17 protein-coding genes are annotated in these 21197 nt (G+C 29.7%); 13 read left to right on the top strand and 4 right to left on the bottom strand.

All coding sequences use genetic code 11. The features are described 5' to 3' along the window. Positions 1-165 precede the first annotated feature (165 nt). Complete coding sequence (locus ACVEGE_RS14755; protein WP_225738117.1) at positions 166-1197, bottom strand: LacI family DNA-binding transcriptional regulator; 1032 nt, start codon at positions 1195-1197, stop codon at positions 166-168. Between the two features lie 185 nt (positions 1198-1382). Here ACVEGE_RS14755 and ACVEGE_RS14760 point away from each other — a divergent pair, with 185 nt between their 5' ends. From ACVEGE_RS14760 to ACVEGE_RS14820, 13 genes are all read left to right on the top strand, one after another. Continuing rightward, a complete protein-coding gene (locus ACVEGE_RS14760) occupies positions 1383-2405 on the top strand; it encodes a sugar kinase (RefSeq protein ID WP_192500985.1) in 1023 nt (340 codons plus the stop codon). Positions 2406-2416: 11 nt separating this feature from the next. Then, entirely contained in the window at positions 2417-3085 is a 669-nt protein-coding gene (locus ACVEGE_RS14765; protein WP_173854578.1) for a bifunctional 4-hydroxy-2-oxoglutarate aldolase/2-dehydro-3-deoxy-phosphogluconate aldolase, read from the top strand. Positions 3086-3354: 269 nt separating this feature from the next. Then, positions 3355-4131 (top strand): hypothetical protein, encoded by a 777-nt coding sequence (locus tag ACVEGE_RS14770; RefSeq protein ID WP_173856832.1) that lies wholly within the window; start codon positions 3355-3357, stop codon positions 4129-4131. A gap of 4 nt (positions 4132-4135) precedes the next feature. Beyond that, on the top strand, positions 4136-8140 hold the full coding sequence (locus ACVEGE_RS14775; protein ID WP_192500986.1) for a PAAR-like protein: 4005 nt from the start codon (positions 4136-4138) through the stop codon (positions 8138-8140). Between the two features lie 3 nt (positions 8141-8143). Continuing rightward, positions 8144-9091 carry a hypothetical protein gene (locus tag ACVEGE_RS14780; protein WP_173856834.1) on the top strand — a complete coding sequence of 316 codons (948 nt, stop codon included), beginning with the start codon at positions 8144-8146 and terminating at the stop codon, positions 9089-9091. 290 nt (positions 9092-9381) lie between these two features. After that, positions 9382-10350: a lysozyme family protein gene (locus ACVEGE_RS14785; RefSeq protein WP_173856835.1), complete on the top strand. Its 969-nt coding sequence runs from the start codon at positions 9382-9384 to the stop codon at positions 10348-10350. 9 nt (positions 10351-10359) lie between these two features. After that, positions 10360-11259, top strand: a complete 900-nt coding sequence (locus ACVEGE_RS14790) for a hypothetical protein (RefSeq protein WP_173856836.1) — start codon at positions 10360-10362, stop codon at positions 11257-11259. A 378-nt stretch (positions 11260-11637) separates the two neighbouring features. Then, entirely contained in the window at positions 11638-12783 is a 1146-nt protein-coding gene (locus tag ACVEGE_RS14795) for a hypothetical protein (RefSeq protein ID WP_192501925.1), read from the top strand. A 307-nt stretch (positions 12784-13090) separates the two neighbouring features. Next, positions 13091-14257: a glycoside hydrolase family 24 protein gene (locus tag ACVEGE_RS14800; RefSeq protein ID WP_192501926.1), complete on the top strand. Its 1167-nt coding sequence runs from the start codon at positions 13091-13093 to the stop codon at positions 14255-14257. A gap of 193 nt (positions 14258-14450) precedes the next feature. Next, positions 14451-15386 carry an XAC2610-related protein gene (locus tag ACVEGE_RS14805; protein ID WP_192501927.1) on the top strand — a complete coding sequence of 312 codons (936 nt, stop codon included), beginning with the start codon at positions 14451-14453 and terminating at the stop codon, positions 15384-15386. Positions 15387-15909: 523 nt separating this feature from the next. After that, positions 15910-17349, top strand: a complete 1440-nt coding sequence (locus ACVEGE_RS14810) for a M23 family metallopeptidase (protein ID WP_192501928.1) — start codon at positions 15910-15912, stop codon at positions 17347-17349. A gap of 10 nt (positions 17350-17359) precedes the next feature. Next, entirely contained in the window at positions 17360-18295 is a 936-nt protein-coding gene (locus tag ACVEGE_RS14815; RefSeq protein ID WP_192501929.1) for a hypothetical protein, read from the top strand. Between the two features lie 526 nt (positions 18296-18821). Beyond that, positions 18822-19112, top strand: coding sequence for a hypothetical protein (locus tag ACVEGE_RS14820; protein ID WP_192501930.1), 291 nt, complete (start codon positions 18822-18824; stop codon positions 19110-19112). On the opposite strand, the gene ACVEGE_RS14825 is transcribed toward ACVEGE_RS14820, so the two are convergent. The 3 genes from ACVEGE_RS14825 to ACVEGE_RS14835 are packed head-to-tail and all read right to left on the bottom strand — an operon-like array spanning position 19082 to position 21024. Further along, positions 19082-19516 carry a DoxX family protein gene (locus ACVEGE_RS14825; protein ID WP_192501931.1) on the bottom strand — a complete coding sequence of 145 codons (435 nt, stop codon included), beginning with the start codon at positions 19514-19516 and terminating at the stop codon, positions 19082-19084. The genes ACVEGE_RS14820 and ACVEGE_RS14825 overlap by 31 nt on opposite strands. A gap of 23 nt (positions 19517-19539) precedes the next feature. Next, a complete protein-coding gene (locus ACVEGE_RS14830; protein WP_192501932.1) occupies positions 19540-20520 on the bottom strand; it encodes an alpha/beta hydrolase in 981 nt (326 codons plus the stop codon). Between the two features lie 36 nt (positions 20521-20556). Then, entirely contained in the window at positions 20557-21024 is a 468-nt protein-coding gene (locus ACVEGE_RS14835; protein WP_192501933.1) for a PepSY-like domain-containing protein, read from the bottom strand. Positions 21025-21197 lie beyond the last annotated feature (173 nt).

Here is a 21197-nt window from a genome sequence, read left to right on the forward strand (position 1 = left end):
GATGCTCTTCAAATTTGTCCTTTTGCTGATTGTAAATAAATAGCTATTATTTTAAAATAGCAATACCCACTTTTAGTGATATTATAAAAAGGAGAATTTCTAATGGAAAACTTTATCCAATTCAAAAGTAAATCTTTAAATATCGATTCACTTTAATGAAGTTTTTTAAATCCTCTGTCTATTAGAAGAGTTTCGAATTAAAAGTTGGGCTTCGAGGATGATTTTGTTTAAGGAAACAACTTTTTTAGGGTGCTTGATTCTGTCTAGAAAAGCTAGGGCAGCTTGTTTTCCTATTTCGGCACTAAATTGGTTTATTGTAGAGATTTCAGGTTTGATAATAGTCCCAAAAGGTTCATTACCAAAACCTACTAACGCTATTTCATCGGGAACACGTATGCCTTCTTCTAATAAAACTTGCAAAGCACCTAAGGCAGCGTTGTCACTTGCAGCATAAACACCGTCAGGTCTGTTTTTTGAATCTAATAAGGATTTCATGATGCGCCTGCCGTCTTCAATTTGCAAGTTACTTTCGATAATTAAATCATTTTGTATAGGCAAGCCAAATTTTTCTAATGCATCTTTAAAACCTCGAATTCTGTTTTTAAAAATTCGGGTGTGGCTGAATCCGGTGATGTGAGCAATGCGTTGGCATTTTTGTGCTACTAAATGTTCAACGATCAAATGGCTGCAGTTGTAATCATCAATACCTATATAATCTACCTCTAAATCATTTTCTCCACGGTCAAATAGAATGAGCGGAACGCCTTTGTCTTTAATTTTTTTGTAGAAGTCAAAATCAACGGTTTCATTAGCAATGGAAGCAATGATACCGTCTACTTGAATATTGAGTAAGTTATCAATGCTTTCACATTCTTTTTTGTAGGTATCGTTACTTTGCGCCATAATCACACTGTAACCATTTTCATTTAAAACAGCTTCAATATTCTCAATAACCGATGCGTAGAAATTAGTGTTGATGCGAGGCACAATTAATCCTACTAAATTACTTTTTCCTTTGCGTAAAGCACTCGATAAAAAATTAGGTTGGTATTGCAGTTTAATTGCTGCTTCTTGTACAGCCGCTTTGGTTTTATCACTAATTCTAGGGTGATTGTTTAAAGCTTTAGAAACTGCCGAAGGGGTTAGTCCTAAAGTAGCTGCAATATCTTTTAGGGTTGTTTTTTTCTTTATTTCCAATTTTTTTCTACATTTGTTCCATCGATTGAACAAATGTACTTTCTTTTTCCAAAATAACATAATTTAGGAACAAAGAATATAAAGTACCAGATAAAGTAGGATAAAGGATAGTAATATTCTTTTATTTTTATCGAAAAGTTCAATCGATTGAACTAATCAAAAAACAACTAAAAAAATAGTAAGAAATGGAAAAAATAGTCACTTTTGGCGAAATTCTATTGCGTCTTTCTACCGAAAGGCATTTGCGATTCTCCCAGTCTGAATCCTATAAAGCTACGTATGGCGGTGGAGAATTTAATGTTGCAGTTTCCTTAGCAAACTACGGAATGAATACCGAGTATGTTACCCGTTTACCGGATAATGAATTAGGGATTTGCGCTGTAAAAGAAATGCGAAAACTAAATGTTGGTAATCAAAACGTATTGCTAGATGGAGAACGCATTGGAATCTATTTTTTAGAAACAGGAGCAGGTACACGTGCGAGTAATATAGTTTATGATAGAGCGCACAGTGCGATGGCAACTTTACAAAAAGGAATGTTCAACTGGAGAGAAATTCTAAAAGATGCTACTTGGTTTCATTGGAGTGGTATAACTCCTGCGTTATCCGCATCTGCTGCTGAGGCTTGTTTAGAAGCTATTGAAATTGCCCACGAAATGGGAATTACAATTTCAACCGATTTGAATTACCGTTCTAAACTATGGAAATATGGAAAAGCTCCTAAAGAGATCATGCCAAAAATGTTGCAATACAGCAATATTATCTTGGGTGATATTGATACAGCAAATTTTATGTTAGGAACACCAGATGTAAACCCTAATTATGACGATTTAGAAGCCTTACCTGCTTTGTATGACAAATTATTTAAAGTATGTCCTAATTTAAAATATGCAGCTACAACTTTGCGTTATTCCATAAGTGCTTCGCATCAACGTATTGGCGGAATTTTATATGATGGTGAAACCGTTTATAAAGCATCGGTGCAAGATGTAACTCCTGTAGTGGATCGTGTAGGTAGTGGGGATGCTTTTATGGGTGGTTTAATTTATGGATTAAACGAAAAACCATTTGATAAACAACGCGCTCTTAACTTTTCAGTAGCGGCTTGTTGCCTGAAACATACTATTTCAGGAGATTATAATTTAGTAACGAAGGCAGAAATTGAAAAATTAATTGAAGGTGATTTTTCAGGAAAAGTATCACGATAAAAAATAGCAATATGGCACAATTTACACGAATAGAAGTAGCGCAAGCAATGAATGATACGGGAATGATTCCGTTATTTTTTAGTAATGATATAGAATTGAGTAAAGAGATCTTAAAAGCTTGTTACGATGGAGGGGCTAGGCTAATGGAGTTTACTTCAAGAGGAGATTTTGCACATGAAATTTTTGGGGAACTTACTAAATATGCTATCAAAGAATTGCCTGGAATGATCATGGGAGTAGGGTCTGTTACGGATGCAGCGGCAGCTTCTTTATACATGCAATTAGGAGCTAATTTTATAGTTACTCCAGTATTAAGAGAAGATATTGCTATTGTTTGTAATCGTAGAAAAGTATTGTGGTCACCAGGATGTGGAACTCTTACAGAAATTACCAGAGCAGAAGAACTAGGTTGTGAAGTTGTAAAACTTTTTCCTGGAGATTTATATGGTCCAGAATTCATAAAAGCAATAAAAGGACCGCAACCATGGACTACAATTATGCCTACAGGAGGTGTGAACTTAAGCGAAGAAAATTTGAAAGGATGGTTTGACGTAGGAGTACACTGTGTAGGAATGGGATCGCAATTGATTAGTAAAGATATTATTGCAAACAAAGATTATGCAGGATTAACGCAACGCGTGAAAGAGGTATATGCAATTATTGCAAAACTGAGAGCTTAATTTTGTGTTTTAGAAAATAGAATAGAGATTTTCTCAAATTACTGTGTAAAAAAGGCGATTCAATTAATTTGAATCGCCTTTTTATTATATGTTATGCTTTAGGTTCAGTTAATTGAAACTATGAGCATGAAAATTTAGTTATTTAAACAAATAGTTAAGATACAGTTAGTTTTGTTTTTTTTAGTACAATAATTATTCATAAAAAATATATTTTAATCGCTTTTTTCTTATATTAGCATTATTTTAAATAATTGAACCCCATCTATAAAATGAGTAAAATATTTTACAATGTTCAGCATTCCGTGGCACTTACGCTCAATAATAAAGCTGACACTACTGCTGTTTCATATACTATTTCTATAGAAAAAAATCAAGAATTTGATCATTTGTATAAACTTAATCGTGATGATTTTAAAATAAATGATAAAATAATAGATACTAAATTTAATGAAGTTGCAAATGCTTATTTTGCCTTATTATTTCCTATTATTTTTTTTCATGATGGTAAAAATTGTGCTATTCGTAATCACAAACAAATTTTAGAAAAAATCTATGAAGGGGATAAATATCTTTGTGATCAATACGATGGAGAAGGTATAAAATATATAAGGGAACAGTTTTTAGAACAAGTTAATACTGAAGAAAAAATGGAGCACTTTATTTTTTCTCTGCCACTCTTTCAGCTTTTACAATTAGCAATGCAAACAAAGGAAGACGACTCCTCTTTTTCTCATAAGTGGCAAATAATGCCCGTAGGAGAGGCGCTGTGGGAAGGAGTTAAAAAACATATTCCTATAAACTCTCTTGTAGAATGGGAACTAGAATTAGTTGATAAGTTAGCATTTAAAAGTGACTTAACTCGCTATTTGCAAGATAATAATATAGAAAAAACAGTTGATCCTACAGCCATTGTAAGCTCAAAAATAAGTTCAAGTATGAATTACAATGACACTTATGATAATATAGAAGCAATAAATAGTGAACTGACGGTTTCATGCGAGCCTTATTTTACTTACAAAGAACATTTTTACTTAACCCAATTTTAATATTATGGCAAGTCCAATTCCTTATCTTATACAACAAGGTGATACTTTGAGTAGTGTTGCTCTCAAATTGGGTATCAAAGATGAGTATTACTTAAAAAGGTACCACAATAATAATTGTGAATTAAAAAATCAAACAGGGGGTACGCTAAAAGCGGGTGAAATACTGCTAACACCACCTCCAGATGAGATTGAAGAAATGAACCGGAAAATAGCCATAAGTCAACAGGAAGACGTTGAAGAGAAAGCTAAGAAGGAAGGAGAGTGTACAATAGAAGAAGAAAAAAAAGAAGAAGAAGCTAAGAAGGAAGAGGAAACTAAAAAGGGAGAGCATGAGGGTAAATACTTTGTGGTTCATGGAGCTACTTGTATTTGCGATAAAGCCGAAGACCCCTCAAAAACAGCAAAATTAAAAGTAACAAGTCATGAAAAAGTAGTTTTTAATGATGAAGATGGTAAATATGTAGCAACAGCAGATGATACAACTTTAGATCCTCCTGCAGCTACCTTTGGTAAATGTACTTTAAAGCCCTCTTCTAGTGGGAATCAGCCTTGCGCTTTTTCGCCAGCTGGGAAGTGGCAAAAATTCTATGAAAAAACTAAAATAGCTGATAAGCCTTTGCTTACTGAAATTTCTATTTTACAGTGTACCATAGGTGGAAAAGTTACAATAAAAAAACACGGACAAACTAATACAGTAACTAAAGAACATGCCGAGAATACTACTCCAGTAGAATTAGCCATGATCAATCCAGCTGTAAAAATGCCACTTCAACAGCCTAGTTATCCTGACGTATCCTACATTACCTTAAAAAGTATTGAGAATAGACCGGATTTTAAAGCGCGTAGTTCTAATGAAGCAAAGACAGTTGAAAAGATTTTAGTACGCCCTAATGAAATGTGTAGGTTTGAGGCAAAACTAGGTAAAGGTAATAAGGATTTAACATCATGGTTGGTTTATGATGGAAGTTCAGGGGATAAAGAAAATCGTTTAATGATTAAGGAACAGCACGGTATTGTTCTTGAAGAAGCATTTGGTACGGTAGGAAATTACCGAATCGAAGGGTATGGTAAACCCAAACAAGGAGTTCATGACAAGAATTATGCGTCCTGTTCATTAGATATTGACGTTGTACCTAACACATTAGAAGGTGTTGCACTTGAAACATTAGAAGGTGAAAATTTTGCTAGAAAAAAAGGAAATAAAATGCAATTGCGACAAAATTTTCCAGCAAATTTTGCAGCCAAATTTGTATTGCCACCAACCGATCAAGAGCTAGAGCATTTGCAAATGCAAGTTACCGATGCATCAGGCAATACGGTAGAATCGACCACAGTAAATAGCATCTTGACGTTTATCCCGCTAAACTCAAAAGCCCAATATACCGTTACTGCCCAATACACCTTAGCGACAGGAGCGATCGCGCTACAAACTTTTACAGGCGAAACAGTGGGTAATGCCGTTACAGGGATAACGCACAATGCCGAGAAAATACGTCCAGGAACACCGATGACTTTTGAAATAAAAACGGGTGTGTTTAGCTATTTTATCCCCAATGAAGAATCTGTTAATGAGGAAATAAGTCAGGTAAAGTGGAATTTAAATGGTCGCTTAATGGGCACTGGCAAGAGTATAACCTTACCAGGCCATCAATTCATGACGAAGCAAAAATACGTCGTTGAAGCCTATTCAAAAACGGCAAATGCCTTTGGTACAACGGCCAAAGATGAAGAAGATGACTGGAGATTTGAGGTAGTCGATAATGATGTAGTATCTTTTAAGTGCTTAGGTGTTCCAAAAGTAGGCAAGACGACACGCTTACAAGTTTCGGCTTTTATAATCGATCCGCTTATAGCTACCGAGCAAGTAGTTTGGAGTTTACCAATAAAGCATGCAACTATAGATAAAAAAACCATAGCCATCACACCCACTGTTGCTGGAAAGCAAAGTGTAAAATGCGGTATAAACAACCAACCCGGTAAAATAAGTACTATTGATGTAAAACAAGCCAAAATACACGGTATGCTTTTTACAGACAGCAACGGTATAGAAATACAACGAGCCAGTTGGGGACAAAAAGTAAATATTTGGCTCAAGCAAGAGCATCTTGTTGATGAAGAAATTACGGTTGAAATTTGGGACAAAGATTACTTTTCTTTTAATGATCACGGAGGCTATATTAACAATAAAAGTTATGATGGCAATTTGTTGTCTTTCTCACTTAACAAAGCAATGAAAGACGAAACAGGCAGTTATGCCAAATTGTATATCAAAGTAGTTGCCCCAAAACTTACATTGGCGAATGGGGATAATAAATATGAAAGCAACACTTATCTTGAAGTAGAGGACGAACGAGAAATTTATGGTGCACATATAGGCAGTCAAGATGGCAAAGACAGGCACTATCATGTAGATTATGATAAGATAAGTTATTTTTATGCCAAGTCAAGAGGCATAAAACCCGATGAACAATTAAATTTAAAGATTTACGAAAAAGGCAAAGCTATTCTAGAAGCCAAAAACGTCTATGCAGACGAAAGTGGTATGATAAAAATAAAGCTGGAGTGGAATTTATTAAATCCAAAAACTGCTATGCGTATCGTTTATGCCGTTATAAAAGATAAAGACGAAAATATTTTGTATAACGGAGCTAAAGTTGCCACAGGCCCTCTTGTTATCACCAAAAAAAGCGCTATACTCAAACTTGCTGAATATAAAAGTGCTGTGATGGTGGGGAAAGGAAGTGGTGGTTCTGGGGGCGGAAATGGAGTTTGTGTATGTAAAGAATATGATTTGTTATGGGGTAATAAACTAACTTGCGATGAACGTAAAAAAGTTGTTCAAATTTGTAAAAAATTATGGCCTCAAAAAAATTCTATTGAAATGGCAAATCATTTAATGGTTTGCATCGCAGTTGAAACTGGAGGAACATTTGACCCAGCTGAGGGTCATCCAGCAGCTACTGGATTAATTCAGTGGACAGGTTCTGCAATTAATGGAATGAATGCGAATAACAAATATAATAAAGGTGAAAAATTAACAAAATTAAAATTATCTAAGATGAAAATTTTAGAGCAATTAGATTATGTTGAATTGTACTTTAAAATGTGGATTGATTCAAAAAAGGTAATTAGCGATTCTTTGGATATGTATATGTGCATTTGGTGTCCAGCTGCAGTAGGTAAAAGAGATGATTATATTTGTTATAGTATAGAAAAAGATAAAAAAATAAAAGAAAATGACCCTACAACAAATTATCAGCCTTATAATGCAAACAAAAGTATTGATGGAGAATTTTATCAAGAAAAAGGCAATCTGTCACTATCGGGAAATAAGAATGGAGAACTAAGTAAAGGAGAACTAAGACCTAGATTAAGTGTGAAAAAAGTTGAAGGATTAAATTATAAGGCAAAAATTACTACATGTAAATCTTTGGTTAATGATAATTCAAATGAAGATGGTGTTTTAGCTGAAATGAAAAAACTAGTTGATAAACATATTCCTTATAGTATGGAAGGTATTAGAAATTCACTTTCTGAGGATGGTTTAAAGAATTTAGATTGTTCAGAAACTGTTGGAATTTATTTGTATAAATTAGGAGTTATGCCTAATTTAAAATCTATAGATACTGGAATTATGACTACTGAAACTGCATTTAGAAATACAATTGGCAGTCAGAATATTGACTTAGTGGCTAATAGTGATAAGAAAGATTTTAAACCTCAAAGAGGAGATATTTTTGTTTGGAGAAGAAATAAAAAAGAACATGGTAAAAATGATGGACATACGGGTATTGTATATGAATATGATGAAGCAACCGATATTGTTACTATACTTGAAGCAATAGGTGATACAGGAGCAGTAAGTGAAAAAGATCAAGCAAAAAATGGTGGATATTCTGAAACTGGGTGTTCGAGAACTGCAAAATATAAAAGATTAAAAGGAGCAATGTATGGGCATGATGGCTGGAAAGGTTTTTTTAGACCAAAAAATTATACTAAAAAATTATAAAAAATGAGAAATGTAATCTATTTAATACTATTTATTTTTATTTCATGTAAAGAACATAAAGAAAGCAATGTTATTCAAGACATAAATAGCCCGAAAGAGCAAATAGAAACAAAAGAATATTTATCAAAAGAATTAGATAAATTATTGTTTTGCGGAAAATTTGACATTAGAGAAGAATATTATAGAGTTCCTGATAACGGTTGTCTATATGACTCAGTAAATAATAATTTAGGCAATTCTGATGTAATAATAATACCAAAAACTGAGAGGTTTTCTACGACTTTAATAGATTCAATTTGTTCTGATGACATAGATTGTATTAATAAAACATATAATGAAATAAGTAGTTTATCTCTTAAAGATTTTAAAAACAATTTCAATGCTTTAATATTTATAGTAAATAAAAAATATTTAAAACATACATCTCATTTAGATCAGTCATATAATCCTCAAATTCCATATACTATAACCTCATATGTTTTAAATGATTATATATGGATAGAAAGTTCAAAATTTGATGTAAATAATGAAGACAATATTGGTAGAATAAATGATTGGAAAATGAAGATTATTGAGGATGTAATAAAAACGTCTTCGATAAAAAAAACAATTCCAAATTCAATAAAATCTAATAATAAAATAGAACAAAAATGGATTGGTAATTATGAAAGAGTTTTTAGTGAAAAATTTACAGATGGAACGACTACTTTTTGGAAATATATTTTTTTAATAAATAATGAAAAAATTATTTTTAAAAGTGATGCATATCCTTCAGAAGAAATATACTTAGCAGTAGAAAAAGATAATTTACTTGAATTATATGATAATGTAGCTAATTCAAAAAAGTCAAATCCCAACTTTATTCTTAAAAAAGAAAATGATAAAATTTATATAAAGGGCAGTTCTTTTCAAAATGAAGATAAATGGTTGCTTTTTGAAAAAGAAAAATAATGGCGCCTTCTCATAAAGTCACAATTTTAATAAATACTTTTTAAATGTTATTTTTTGATAATAGATAAATTTATTATCTAACAATGATTTTTTTTGAAAGACACAGTTTGTATCGAATTGGTTAAGTTTATTTTTACGCTAAATCAAGTGGTAAGTAGTCATTACTTAAAAACTCATTTTTTTGATTTATATTAAAAACCGCTTTTTCAAAAATCCGGATCCAAAATTCGAACCAAAGAATAATTTGCTTTTTAATTTGGTTGAATCCTGCAGCGAGAGCATAGCAAATCATGAGATATACTTGGTGGTGGCTTAATGGAGAAAAGTTAAGACAATTGGCAGATAAAAGTTTTGTAAAAGCTAGAGTTTATGAAAGCTATCATGATTATGTAAAGCAGTATAACATTCCTGATTATAGCCCAAAATCTCAAGATATGTTGTGTTTATTAAATATGGAATTTAATAAAAAAGGATTAATACAATTAATAATTGATGGTAAAATAGAGCAAGCAGCTCTTATATCTAGTTTAAGTTGGGCTAGTATGCCAAATAGCCCTTATGGTCAACCTATAAAGTTAAAAACATATGCCGATGTTAAAGCAAAATTTGACGAATATCTTAAAGATGAATTAAATAGAAAATCTGATTTATATATTAAAGATGGATTTTTAAAAGAGTTTGGTTATGATTGTTGTAATGAAGAATCTTCCATAGGTTGTGAAGGTAAAGAAAACATAGATTTAAGAAATGATAATAGTAAATGGCAAACACAGTATGATTCCAAATATGGAACTAAAGTTCAACAAGATGTTGCATGTTGGAAAGCTTGTAAAGATGTTTTATCAAATTTCAATGTAGAAGGAGGAGATTTAGAAAATAATAAGGCATTATATCAAATTGCAAGTGAAAGTAATAATAATTTAGTAATTGACTCTGAAATTGCCAAAAAAGGTATAAAGTATTTGGATGAACAGTTAGAAAATGATAAGCCAATTTTAGTTGGTGTTGATCACACATATAAATATAAGGGAGGATTTAACAATGATCTAACAACAGACCACTTTATTGTAATTATTGGGAGGGGATGTGATAATAATAAACCGTATTATTTATTTTATGATGTTGGTACTTCATATATAAATAAGGGTAGTAGTGATGAAAATAGGTTATATGTTAAAGATGACTACTCATTACATGGCTCTACTAAATATACATCAAAACATACCTATACACTTTCACAAATAAGGAAAAACAAATAGAAAAATATCATGAAAACTATACAAAAAGCAATATTATTTTTAATTATTTTATCTTTATTTCTTGTTTCATGTAAACAAATTAAATCAGAACAATTAAAAGAAGTTAAAAAAGAAATTAGTTTAACACTTAATAATGATAGCATAGTTCTATTAAATAATAATATTAAACAAAGTGAATGGCTAGAAATTGAAAAAAAAGAAGAAGAATATAATTTCCCTTGCTCAGAATGGAATAGAAAAATTATAATAAATGATGATAAGATTTCATTAGATTTAATGGAACCAACTCAATACGAAATATCAAAAATTGAAAAAGTTAATTATGGATATAACATATATATAAAAAATGCCGAATGGTTTTATAGATTTAAGTGGATTGATAAGTCAAAAGGAATTTCAAAATGGGAATACATTTTTAAAAATAAAGTTGATGAAAGTTTTTCATATTTAACTGTAAGAAATACTCAGGAAAACATTGCTTTAATACCCAAAATTGATTGTAATAATGCAAAAAAATCTTTATCCAAATTCAATTTAGATGGCAATTGGGCTTATGATAAAGAATCTTCCTTTGCAAGTATAAAAATTGAAAATAATAAAGGCCTTTTTGTTGTGATGTCTAATCAAATTTATATTAACGTAAAAATAATAGTGGATGATTTGGACAAAAATATTTATAATATTTTTTATGACAATACCAATGACTTAGGAGCTGGTGGAATGAGAATGAGTTGGGATGATTATTCAAAAGACCAACCAATTGCAACCATTAAAAAAATAGTTAATAATTATAATATAGAATTCTTATGGATTGGCTTTTATAATAAAAAAACTAAAATTTTGGAATTTGAAAAATGTGAATTTAATTTACAATCCAATACAAACCCTGTTATTTTACAAAAAATATAAAATAAACAATCTTTTAAAATGTTGAAAAAAAATAGCAGAACCTCGATCAAACAGATATGTAATAGGTCCTCACAAAGAGAATAAACACAGACAATATGTAAAGGATTCTAAAACAAAAAAAGTTTATTCACATATTGAAAAGCAGTGTCCAAGTTAACAAAAATGGCATATTTCTTAGTTAAGGAAATTTTATAAATTATATTTGCGTATATGACAAAAAACTAAAAAGGCTGTGTTCTAAACTATAAAAGTTTGTTAAAAGGAATTTTGACAAATGATCTAATCCATATTTGAAGGTAATGTCTCTTAAAGTTTATAAGTAAAGAAAAGAATTTAGGTTGATATAAATTCGATAGTAATGGTGAAAAATATAGTAATATGAAACAAATGACAAAAACACTATTATTCTGCTTATTAATTATTTCCTGTAATGAGCAAGTTATAAATAAAAATAAGCAGTACATAAAAGAGTATGAAAAACAAATTCAGAATACAAATTCAGAACAACCTCCTGTTAATTTTTTTGATAAAAAATTTGCTACAGAATATAAAATTTCTTTTGGAGATGAGGATATTTCTGAGTACCCTTATAGCATATACTATAATTACAATGATAAAAATGTTCAATGGTTCTCTATAAGCTATATACCTAAGGAAATTATACTTCAAGATTATTGGAAAGATTACCTTCAAGGTAAATCTGATTTAGAATCATTAATGAAAACTTCGGTTATTGGAAAAGCATTAAATAGGGATTTAAGTAAATACAATATATTTGCTACAAAATTAAATCGAATATACTTTGAAAAAAACGAGAGTAATATTGGAGAAGATATTTATTTTAAAAAGAAAAATGAAGCATCGATTTATTATTATAATCAAAATGAAAAAAAATGGGAGTTTAAGAAAAAAATAAATAAAGAAGAATATTATATGGGTTCAAATTTGTTTTTTCTAAAAAATTTCCCAGCATTATTTTCTGAAAAGCTAGCAACTTTAGAATCGTTACAACTACAGTTTAAAAGTTATAAGATACAAAAAGAAGTAAAATGCGATTTAAATAAAGATGGTCTTGAGGATTTAGTAATTGTATTTGAACCACAAAACAACAAAAAAGCTAATGAAAATGATAGACATATAGTTAATTCCCCTTTTTGCGTAATGATAAATCAAGGAAATGGTAAATATTTACAATTTGAAAATAAAAAAATTATTTATACCTCCACGTTTAACTGTCCTGATTTTGTTGTTGATAAATTAGAAGTGAAAGATAATTATGTCATATTACAACAAGGAACTTGTGATGAATTTGATAGAATAATTAAGGACAACATGACTTTTAAATTTAATAGTGAGACAAACGAAATAACTTTAGATAAATATAAACGAAGTTTATTTGAACGATTAGACAAATCTGAGTTCCTTCCTCTTAGTAAAACATTAATTGCTAAAGATTTTGGAAAAGTTTTATTTGAAAATTATGATTCAAAAATTGAATATGATAAAATAAATAGTCAAAATTAATTCTTTTAGATACATTTTTGTATTACTAACATTTATATTAAATCCACTAATTTGGCTACTTTTGATTCTACGGGTTGTTCATTATAGAAAACTACGCAAATGTCTCTGACTTTGCGTATTTTTTTTAGGTTCTAAGAAAAAAGCATTATTACAATCAAAAAAGTTATTTGTATGTAAAATTGTTAGGTATCATAATCGATAATTAGCTGTGTTTAGAGATTTAAAAAAATGATAAAAATGACACACTAATGAAATTGGTACGATAAAAATAAAGCTGGAGTGGAATTTAATAAATCCAAAAACTGCTATGCATATCGTTTATGTCGTTGTAAAAGATAAACACAAGAATATCTTGTACAACGGAGCTAAAATTGCCACAGGCCCTCTTGTTATCACCAAAAAAAGTGCTATACTCAAACTTGCTGAATATAAAAGTGCGGTGATGGTGGGTAGCGCTGCTACGGGTAAGGGGAATAGCAAAGTTAATAAAAATGGAGTTTGTGAAGGAGAGGCAAGGGTTAGAGCATTTATGAGGATGTTGAGGGTTGGAGAAGGTACTGGTGAGTTAGATAAAAACGGAATTAAAAAAGATCCACAAATAGAGTATTCTACTGCTTTTGGAGGGAATAAAATAAATGATTTAAGTACGCATCCAATGAAAGTTTATGGTTGGTCTTCCGCAGCTGGGGCTTATCAAATTATGCAATATACTTACGCTTGGTTGGGAGGAAGTAAATTGGAATGGACAGGAGAATATTTTAAAATTTTAAATATTTACGAAGTAGAACATGATTACCGAAAAAAATATAAAATTTATGATTATAAACCTGAATCTCAAGATAAATTATGTATTTGTTTGATGAAAGACAAGAAAGGCTTTATTGAAATGATAATTGAAGGTCAAATTGAAGGTTCTATAAGAAATTATGGTAGCTTTATTTGGGCAAGTTTACCACATACAGGAGATAATAGTCGTTATAAAAATAATAAAGGAGAACTTCAGCCCGCAACACCGATGAAAACATGTATTGAACATTATAATATTTTTTTAGAAGAAGAATTAAGAGCAGTGAGTAATTTGCATCTTAAAAAAGGATTTCTAAGCGAATTTGGTTATAAATGTTGTAGTGAGAATAATTTAATTCAGGGAGAGATATGTAAACAATGTAAAGATTATCATTATGATGTAGCAAAAAATAAGAATTGGGTTCATCAGAAGCCATCTGAATGTTGGCAAACAAGTATTGATATATTAACAAATTATGGATTAAAGAATAATAGTGGTTATGCTGAAAATCGTATTATTATGGCAGATCAAACAGGGAGCACTTTGATTCCAAAAGATACTAAAATAGCTTTAGATTATTTAGATAAACAATTAAAATTAGGCAATCCAGTTATTGTTGGACTAGATGATAACCTAAGGAGGCAACTTATAATACTCATAAAGCCACAGAACATTTTTTTGTTATAGTGGGTAAAGGGTGTGAAAATAATAAAGTTTTTTATCGCTTTTTTGATGTTGGATCAAAAACTGTAGAAGAAGGTACTGCAATAAAAAACAAATTATATTTATTAGATAATAAATTATTACAAGGTAAGAGTTATGGAGGAACCCATAATTACACAGTAACTGAGGTGAGAAGAAATAAGTAAAGTAAAGTAAAATGAAAAAGAAAATTATATGTATATTAATCCTTATGATCGTCTCTTGTAAAGAGAATAATAAAATTGATATAGAAAAAAATATAGAAGAAGGTTATGCACTAGATTTTAAAGGTCATACTTTTTTTAAAGTTACAGAAACTGATTCTGGAAAAGTATTATACAAACCTTGTGGAGCAAATATAGAGAAATATATAATTTATGATGATAGCATATTTCATAATTTAGGGCAAGAACATTATATGTTTAAAATTTCTTCTAAAGAAACTTTAAAAAATCAAATTAACATTAAATTAATTTATAAGAATAATCTTGAAGTTCCGCAAACTGCTGATAGTCTTGTTAAGATAACTCCTTTAGATAAAACTCACAAATATTTAAAGATTAACAAAGATATATTTATTGATAGTGTTTTTGCTAATACTCTTCCAATTATAAATGAATTACCTTGTGATGAAGATTGTTATGATTGCCCAAAACAAGAAACTATCAAAGAAGAATGCTCTTTAAATAATTTATCAAAAAAACTTAATTTCAAGTTATTAACTGAATATGATAAATTAAATGATGATGATGCAAAAAAATGGAAGGCAAATATAATAATTATGCTTAAAGATAATAATTCAGTCATAGACAATATAGAATTCATTCCTAATTCATGGGCTTTTTTTTCTAATATTCAGTGTGATATCATTTCTGTATCAGATTATAATTTTGATGGTTTAGAAGATTTTACTATCATGCTTGATGTAGGTGGGAATTCAGGGCCTATATTTTCGTATTTTTTTCAAAATAAAAATAATAAGTTTATAAAAGACCAAACATTTAAATTTCAAGACGGCTCTCTTCCTAATAAAATCGATGCTGAAAATAAAACTTTAACATTTGGGTCTATTATATTTCAATTAAAGGACAATAATTGGCAACAGATTAATTAAAATCTTTTTGATAGATAATTATTTATTCATGATGAATCAATTATATTTTTATATTGGAAAATAAATGCGATAAAACTATAGTAAGGATCAAGGTAAAAATGGCAGTATTTATTCATTACAATCCTTACTTAAGGTCAAAGTTATAAATATGTCAAATAAACTACTTCAAATATATCTGTGGCATTAACAAGAGTTTTTTAATAAATTATGCGAATTTCTCAAACTTTGCGTATTTTTTTTACATTTATATTATTTAATAAAGTTGTTTTTATGCTAAGTCAAGAGGGATTAAAAACGATGAGCAGCTGAATCTATGTATTTATGAAAATGGAAAAATAGTACTTAAAGCCAAAAATGTTTATACCGATGAAAGCGGTATGATAAAGATAAAGATCGATTGGGGTTTGATAAATCCCAAATTACCCAACAAAATTGTCTACACAGTAGTTTCTGATAAAGAAGAGAAAATTTTTATAACGGTGCTAAAACGGGTGGTGCTCTAGTAATAAGTAAAAAAAGTGCTTTGCTAGGATTAACTGAGTATAAAAGTGCTGTTTTGGTTGGAAAAGGGGCTCTAAATACTCGTTCTAAAAAAGAAAATAAAAATATTGCTTGTGAGTGTGAGGCTAGAGTGAGAGCTTTTCTGAGGATGTTGAGAGTTGGGGAAGGAACTGGGGAATTAATAAAATCGTATGATTATAATAAAAAAGAAACGATTTATATACATCATGATTTCCAAAAAGGCTATACTATTGCATTTGGAGGTAATAAAATAACAGATTTAAGTAAACATCCAGAAGTAAATTATGGTGGTTCTACTGCTGAAGGTGCATATCAAATAATGAGGTATGTTTGGTGGGAATTAAATGGGAATCAAGTTGTTAAAAATTCAGAGAATGATTATATAAAAACTGGAATTCGCGAGGAATACCATAATTATGTTAAGAAATATAAGATTCCTGATTATAGGCATGAATCTCAAGATAAGTTGTGTGTAATAATAATGAAACACTATTGCAAAAAACTTATAGATACAATTATTGATAATAATATTGAAAAAGCTATTAGAGATTATGCATCGTTAAAATGGGCAAGTCTTCCTCACAAAGGAGACAATAGTTATCATGAATATAAGGGAAAACCACAACCCGCAACACCAATGAAAATATGCATTGAGCATTATGAAATTTTTTTAAAAGATGAATTAAATGAAGTGAGCTGTTTACATTTAAAAAAAGGTTTTTTAAAGGAATTTGAATATGCTTGTCGTTGTAGTAATAATAATAAAGGTTTAACAAAGTGGCAAAACCCTTTAAAAAAGAATCAAATAACAATACATACCTATGGAGGTATAGTAAGACCTTGGCGTTCTGCATTTGGAAGAGTTAGAACAGACATGTCTGGCTCCGATAACGGAGCAAGACCTCATCATGGATTAGATTTATTTGCTGAAATTGGGACAGAAGTATTTGCTTGCTTACCTGGCGAAGTAGTTTCCTTGACACCTGGCAATGGTTATGGCAATGGAATTGTATTTAAAATTGATGATAATTATTTAAGCGAATTTAAAAAACAAAGAAGAAATTATTCACCTTATTACATTAAATCTAATAGAACTTATGATTCTAATAAATATAATATTGATGGTTATGGTGATTTTGAAGAGTATGAAGGTATTAATGAAAGCGTAAGTGTTTATTTAATGTACGCACATCTAAGTGAGATCTCAGTAAAATTAAATGATAAAATAACTGAATCAAATATGAACACAGTATTAGGAAAGACAGGAACTAGTGGTGCAACCAATACAAAAGGACCTCATTTGCATTTTGAAATTAGGAGCAAGCAAAATCCGAGTGGATATGCCGAAAGGTATAACCCAGCCTATTACATAGATTATAAAAATGAAGAACAAATGACTGCCTCTGAAAGAAAAATTCAAGATGATACAGCAGGTAAATAAATTTAAATTTATGAAAAATATTAAATACATCTTATTATTTTTATTGTTATTCTCTTGTAAAGAGAAACAATCAGATTTAACATTGAGTCAACCAGAAATTGAAATCAATTCAACAAAAGACTCATTAATTAATATTAATTATACTCAAATTCCTATAAACTGCGAAGGAAAACAGTTTGCACCTACAAATTGTGAAAATAAAGAAAAATCATTTTTTTGTAAATTTACATTAGACAACAATAAATCATCAGTTGAATTTAATTATAAAAGCAAAATCTTTATACACTCATTTACTGAAACTCCATTTGAACTAGGGTTTAATAGTTATTTATTTGAAAACAAATCAAATATGATTTTAATATTAGATTCTTTTTTAGAATATGGACATACTTTTTATGTTTACCAATTGGATAATGATAAAGACATTGTAAAATTTATTGGGAGTAAAAATTTTGATGCGAAAATTGATAAAAATGAAATTGAATTAAAATATAATTTTGATATATCAGAAAATGATGAAACACTAATTTTAAAGTTAGGTAGTGGATACGATGAGATGAATTTCAATTTAAGTAATTCTTCTGTATTGCCCATAAAAGACATTAATTTATCAAATGTTGATTCAAAAATAGAAAGTAAATGGATTGGAATATATAAAGGGTCTTTTTTACAATTTAAAGAAGAATATAATGACCCAAGAAGTTGGGCAACTGTTTATATAAATTTAAATAAAGACTCTTTAACTTATGAATTGCATAGTTTAAAAGAAGAAAATTCAATATTAGAAATAATTGACAGAGAAACAAATTCACTAACTTTAAAAATGGAGAATGGAAATACTTTAAAAATATCTAATAATAATAATAGTGGAAAATATACATTAGAAGGTTCACAAATAGCTATATTAATTGATAAAAAATCAATTCTCGATTTAACCAAAGAATAAAATCTTAGATTCAATTTATAAATGATAAAATAATAGATACTAAATTTAATGAAGTTGCAAATGCTTATTTTGCCTTATTATTTCCTATTATTCTTTTTCATGATGGTAAAAATTGTGCTATTCGCAATCACACACAAATTTTAGAAAAAATCTATGGAGTAGATAAATATCTTTGTGATCAATACGATGGAGAAGGTATTGAATATATAAGGGAACAATTTTTAGAACAATTTAATACTGAAGAGAAAATGAAGTGCTTTATTTTTTCTCTGCCACTCTTTCAGCTTTTACAATTAACAATGCAAACAAAGGAAGACGACACACTTACAAGTTTCGGCTTTTATAATCGATCCGCTTATAGCTACCGAGCAAGTAGTTTGGAGTTTACCAATAAAGCATGCATCCATAGATGAAAAAAACATAGCCATCACGCCCATTGTTGCTGGAAAGCAAAGTGTAAAGCGGTATAAACAACCAACCCGGTAAAACAGGTACTATTGATGTAAAACAAGCCAAAATAAACGGTATGCTTTTTACAGACAGCAACGGTATAGAAATACAACGAGCCAGTTGGGGACAAAAAGTAAATATTTGGCTCAAGCAAGAGCATCTTGTTGATGAAGAAATTAAGGTTGAAATTTGGGACAAAGATTACTTTTCTTTTAATGATCACGGAGGCTATATTAACAATAAAAGTTATGATGGCAATTTGTTATCTTTCTCACTTAACAAAGCAATGAAAGACGAAACGGGCAGTTATGCCAAATTGTATTGGTTTAGATATATTTATTTGTTTGCTCTTTTACGATCTCTGTAAGATTTCCAAGCACCAGATGACCACAGTGTCCAAATGATAAGTACAGGTTGAAAAAACAATCTTGCTAAACGAGCTCCATCTGAATCTAAAGCGCCAAAAGCATCTTTTTTATCCATATATTGAGCTATATTCCCAGGGAAAACAAGAATAAAAAATACAGCTAAAAACCACCCAATAGTTACGCTTTGTTGTTTCCAGAAAAGGAGAATAAGACCCAATCCTATTTCTACAGCCCCAGATAATAGTACAACTAAATCTTTACTTAATGGAACCCAATCAGGTACTTGAGCCTGAAAATCTATTCGATAAAAAGTTAAGTGACTATAACCAGCAAAAATCATAAATAAAGCCAGTAAGACACGAAATATATTTTGTACTAATGTTGTTTTTACTGTTGCTTTCATTATTTAGTTTTTTAATTAAAGATTTACTTGAATTTAGTGTCAATCCATTCAAATGTTTTTTCATAGACCTTGTCTCTGACTACTTTTTTCGAGAGTATTAAATCATGCAACCCGTTTTCTATTTCGCGTGTTGTAACGTCTCCATTAATAGTATCAGCATAGGATTTAATTTGCTCCACGCTTAAAACAGCATCTCCATTATGTAATTTAATAGACCAATGCTTTTCATAAATTGATTTATCACTAAACAACACCAGTATGGGGACATCAATAGTATTGTGTTTCCTAATATTTTGTTGTGCTTTGTAAATTGCTCTTATAAAACCTAAGTTTATTTTAGGTATAAGCAGTGGTTTCCAAACTAAAGAATAATCCCATTCGCCATGATAGTTTTTATGTAGGCTTTGACCATATAGGGCTGAAAAACCTGCTGGGATTAAAGTCTTTGGAAAATAATGACCTAAAAAAGATAATATTGGAATGCCTATTTTACGTTCAACAAAATTTAAATTATAGTCATAAAATGGACTGTTACCTATCAAACCATTAAATAAACCGCTGTTTAAATGATTTACAGCATAATTAGTTATTATCAATCCTCCTGTCGAGTGGCCTTTTAATAGCACATGATCGTTATGTTCAGACTTAATAATTTGTAAGGCTAGATTTATTTCTTCATCATATTCTATAAGTGAACGAACATTATTCAGTTTTTGATGGGGTAAATAGGAGCGACCGTATTTTCTTAAATCAAGAGCATAAAAATTATAACCATGCTGATTAAGTTTTAGAGCCATTTCTTCCTGAAAGAAATAATCATTAAAACCATGAATGTACAATACCGCTTTATGTGATTCATTATTAGCTTTTCGGCGTATTAACGTAGCGATTACTTTACCTTCATAATCATCGGCCATTGTTAATGTTAATTTTTCAAAACTATTACCAAGAATATCAGAAGTATAATTATTGTAACTCCCGCTTGTGTTTTTTTGATCTTGCATTATTTGTTGTTATATTATTTTGAAAATTGGTTAAAATTAATGTTTCTCAACCATTTGTAAAAAATCACCATCCCCATTAAATACTAAATCATAAAAAAGTGTGCCTCTTATTATCCCAACTTCATAAATAACTTTAGTTTTATTATTAATTGTTTTAGAAACTGATCTTATGGGATTTTTAGGGTAATTAGCACTCATATATTTTTGAATACTAATTGGTAATTGGCTTGTAGTAATACTTGTTTCTAGCGCTTGAAAAATTCCTTCTTTATCATAAATAACAGCATTTTGAATACTATTAATTTTAAATGTTCCAATAAAAACTAATTGTTCATCATCATTGCCTTGATAATTTGAACGCCATTCAGCAGTTGAGTTAGGGAATTGGTTTTGAAAAGCAAAGGAAACTTCGACAGGGATAGTCTCAAGAGTTACGTTTTTAATATCTTGAGCAAATACATTCATTCCTAGAATAAATGCAATTGATAAAATCAAATTTCTCATTTTTTTAGAATTTAGATATTTGATTAAAAGTACAAAAAAATAGCTTTTAAATCTTAAACAGAATTGGATATTTTGTAATACAATATTTTAATTATCGAAAAGTATACTTAGATAAATTAAGAGGCAATTATTAGAGATAATTTTTAAATGATACTAATTCATTTTTTGGCTTT

The organism is Flavobacterium sp. PL002, from assembly GCF_054165825.1.

Excerpts from the sequence above, each read along its gene's own strand:
- ACVEGE_RS14770 (WP_173856832.1), top strand. The coding sequence starts at position 3,355 with ATGAGTAAAATATTTTACAATGTTCAGCATTCCGTGGCACTTACGCTC.
- ACVEGE_RS14830 (WP_192501932.1), bottom strand. The coding sequence starts at position 20,520 with ATGCAAGATCAAAAAAACACAAGCGGGAGTTACAATAATTATACTTCT.
- ACVEGE_RS14765 (WP_173854578.1), top strand. The coding sequence starts at position 2,417 with ATGGCACAATTTACACGAATAGAAGTAGCGCAAGCAATGAATGATACG.
- ACVEGE_RS14825 (WP_192501931.1), bottom strand. The coding sequence starts at position 19,516 with ATGAAAGCAACAGTAAAAACAACATTAGTACAAAATATATTTCGTGTC.
- ACVEGE_RS14805 (WP_192501927.1), top strand. The coding sequence starts at position 14,451 with ATGAAAAAGAAAATTATATGTATATTAATCCTTATGATCGTCTCTTGT.
- ACVEGE_RS14760 (WP_192500985.1), top strand. The coding sequence starts at position 1,383 with ATGGAAAAAATAGTCACTTTTGGCGAAATTCTATTGCGTCTTTCTACC.
- ACVEGE_RS14790 (WP_173856836.1), top strand. The coding sequence starts at position 10,360 with ATGAAAACTATACAAAAAGCAATATTATTTTTAATTATTTTATCTTTA.
- ACVEGE_RS14815 (WP_192501929.1), top strand. The coding sequence starts at position 17,360 with ATGAAAAATATTAAATACATCTTATTATTTTTATTGTTATTCTCTTGT.
- ACVEGE_RS14775 (WP_192500986.1), top strand. The coding sequence starts at position 4,136 with ATGGCAAGTCCAATTCCTTATCTTATACAACAAGGTGATACTTTGAGT.
- ACVEGE_RS14820 (WP_192501930.1), top strand. The coding sequence starts at position 18,822 with ATGCTTTTTACAGACAGCAACGGTATAGAAATACAACGAGCCAGTTGG.
- ACVEGE_RS14835 (WP_192501933.1), bottom strand. The coding sequence starts at position 21,024 with ATGAGAAATTTGATTTTATCAATTGCATTTATTCTAGGAATGAATGTA.
- ACVEGE_RS14785 (WP_173856835.1), top strand. The coding sequence starts at position 9,382 with ATGAGATATACTTGGTGGTGGCTTAATGGAGAAAAGTTAAGACAATTG.
- ACVEGE_RS14795 (WP_192501925.1), top strand. The coding sequence starts at position 11,638 with ATGAAACAAATGACAAAAACACTATTATTCTGCTTATTAATTATTTCC.
- ACVEGE_RS14800 (WP_192501926.1), top strand. The coding sequence starts at position 13,091 with ATGCATATCGTTTATGTCGTTGTAAAAGATAAACACAAGAATATCTTG.
- ACVEGE_RS14780 (WP_173856834.1), top strand. The coding sequence starts at position 8,144 with ATGAGAAATGTAATCTATTTAATACTATTTATTTTTATTTCATGTAAA.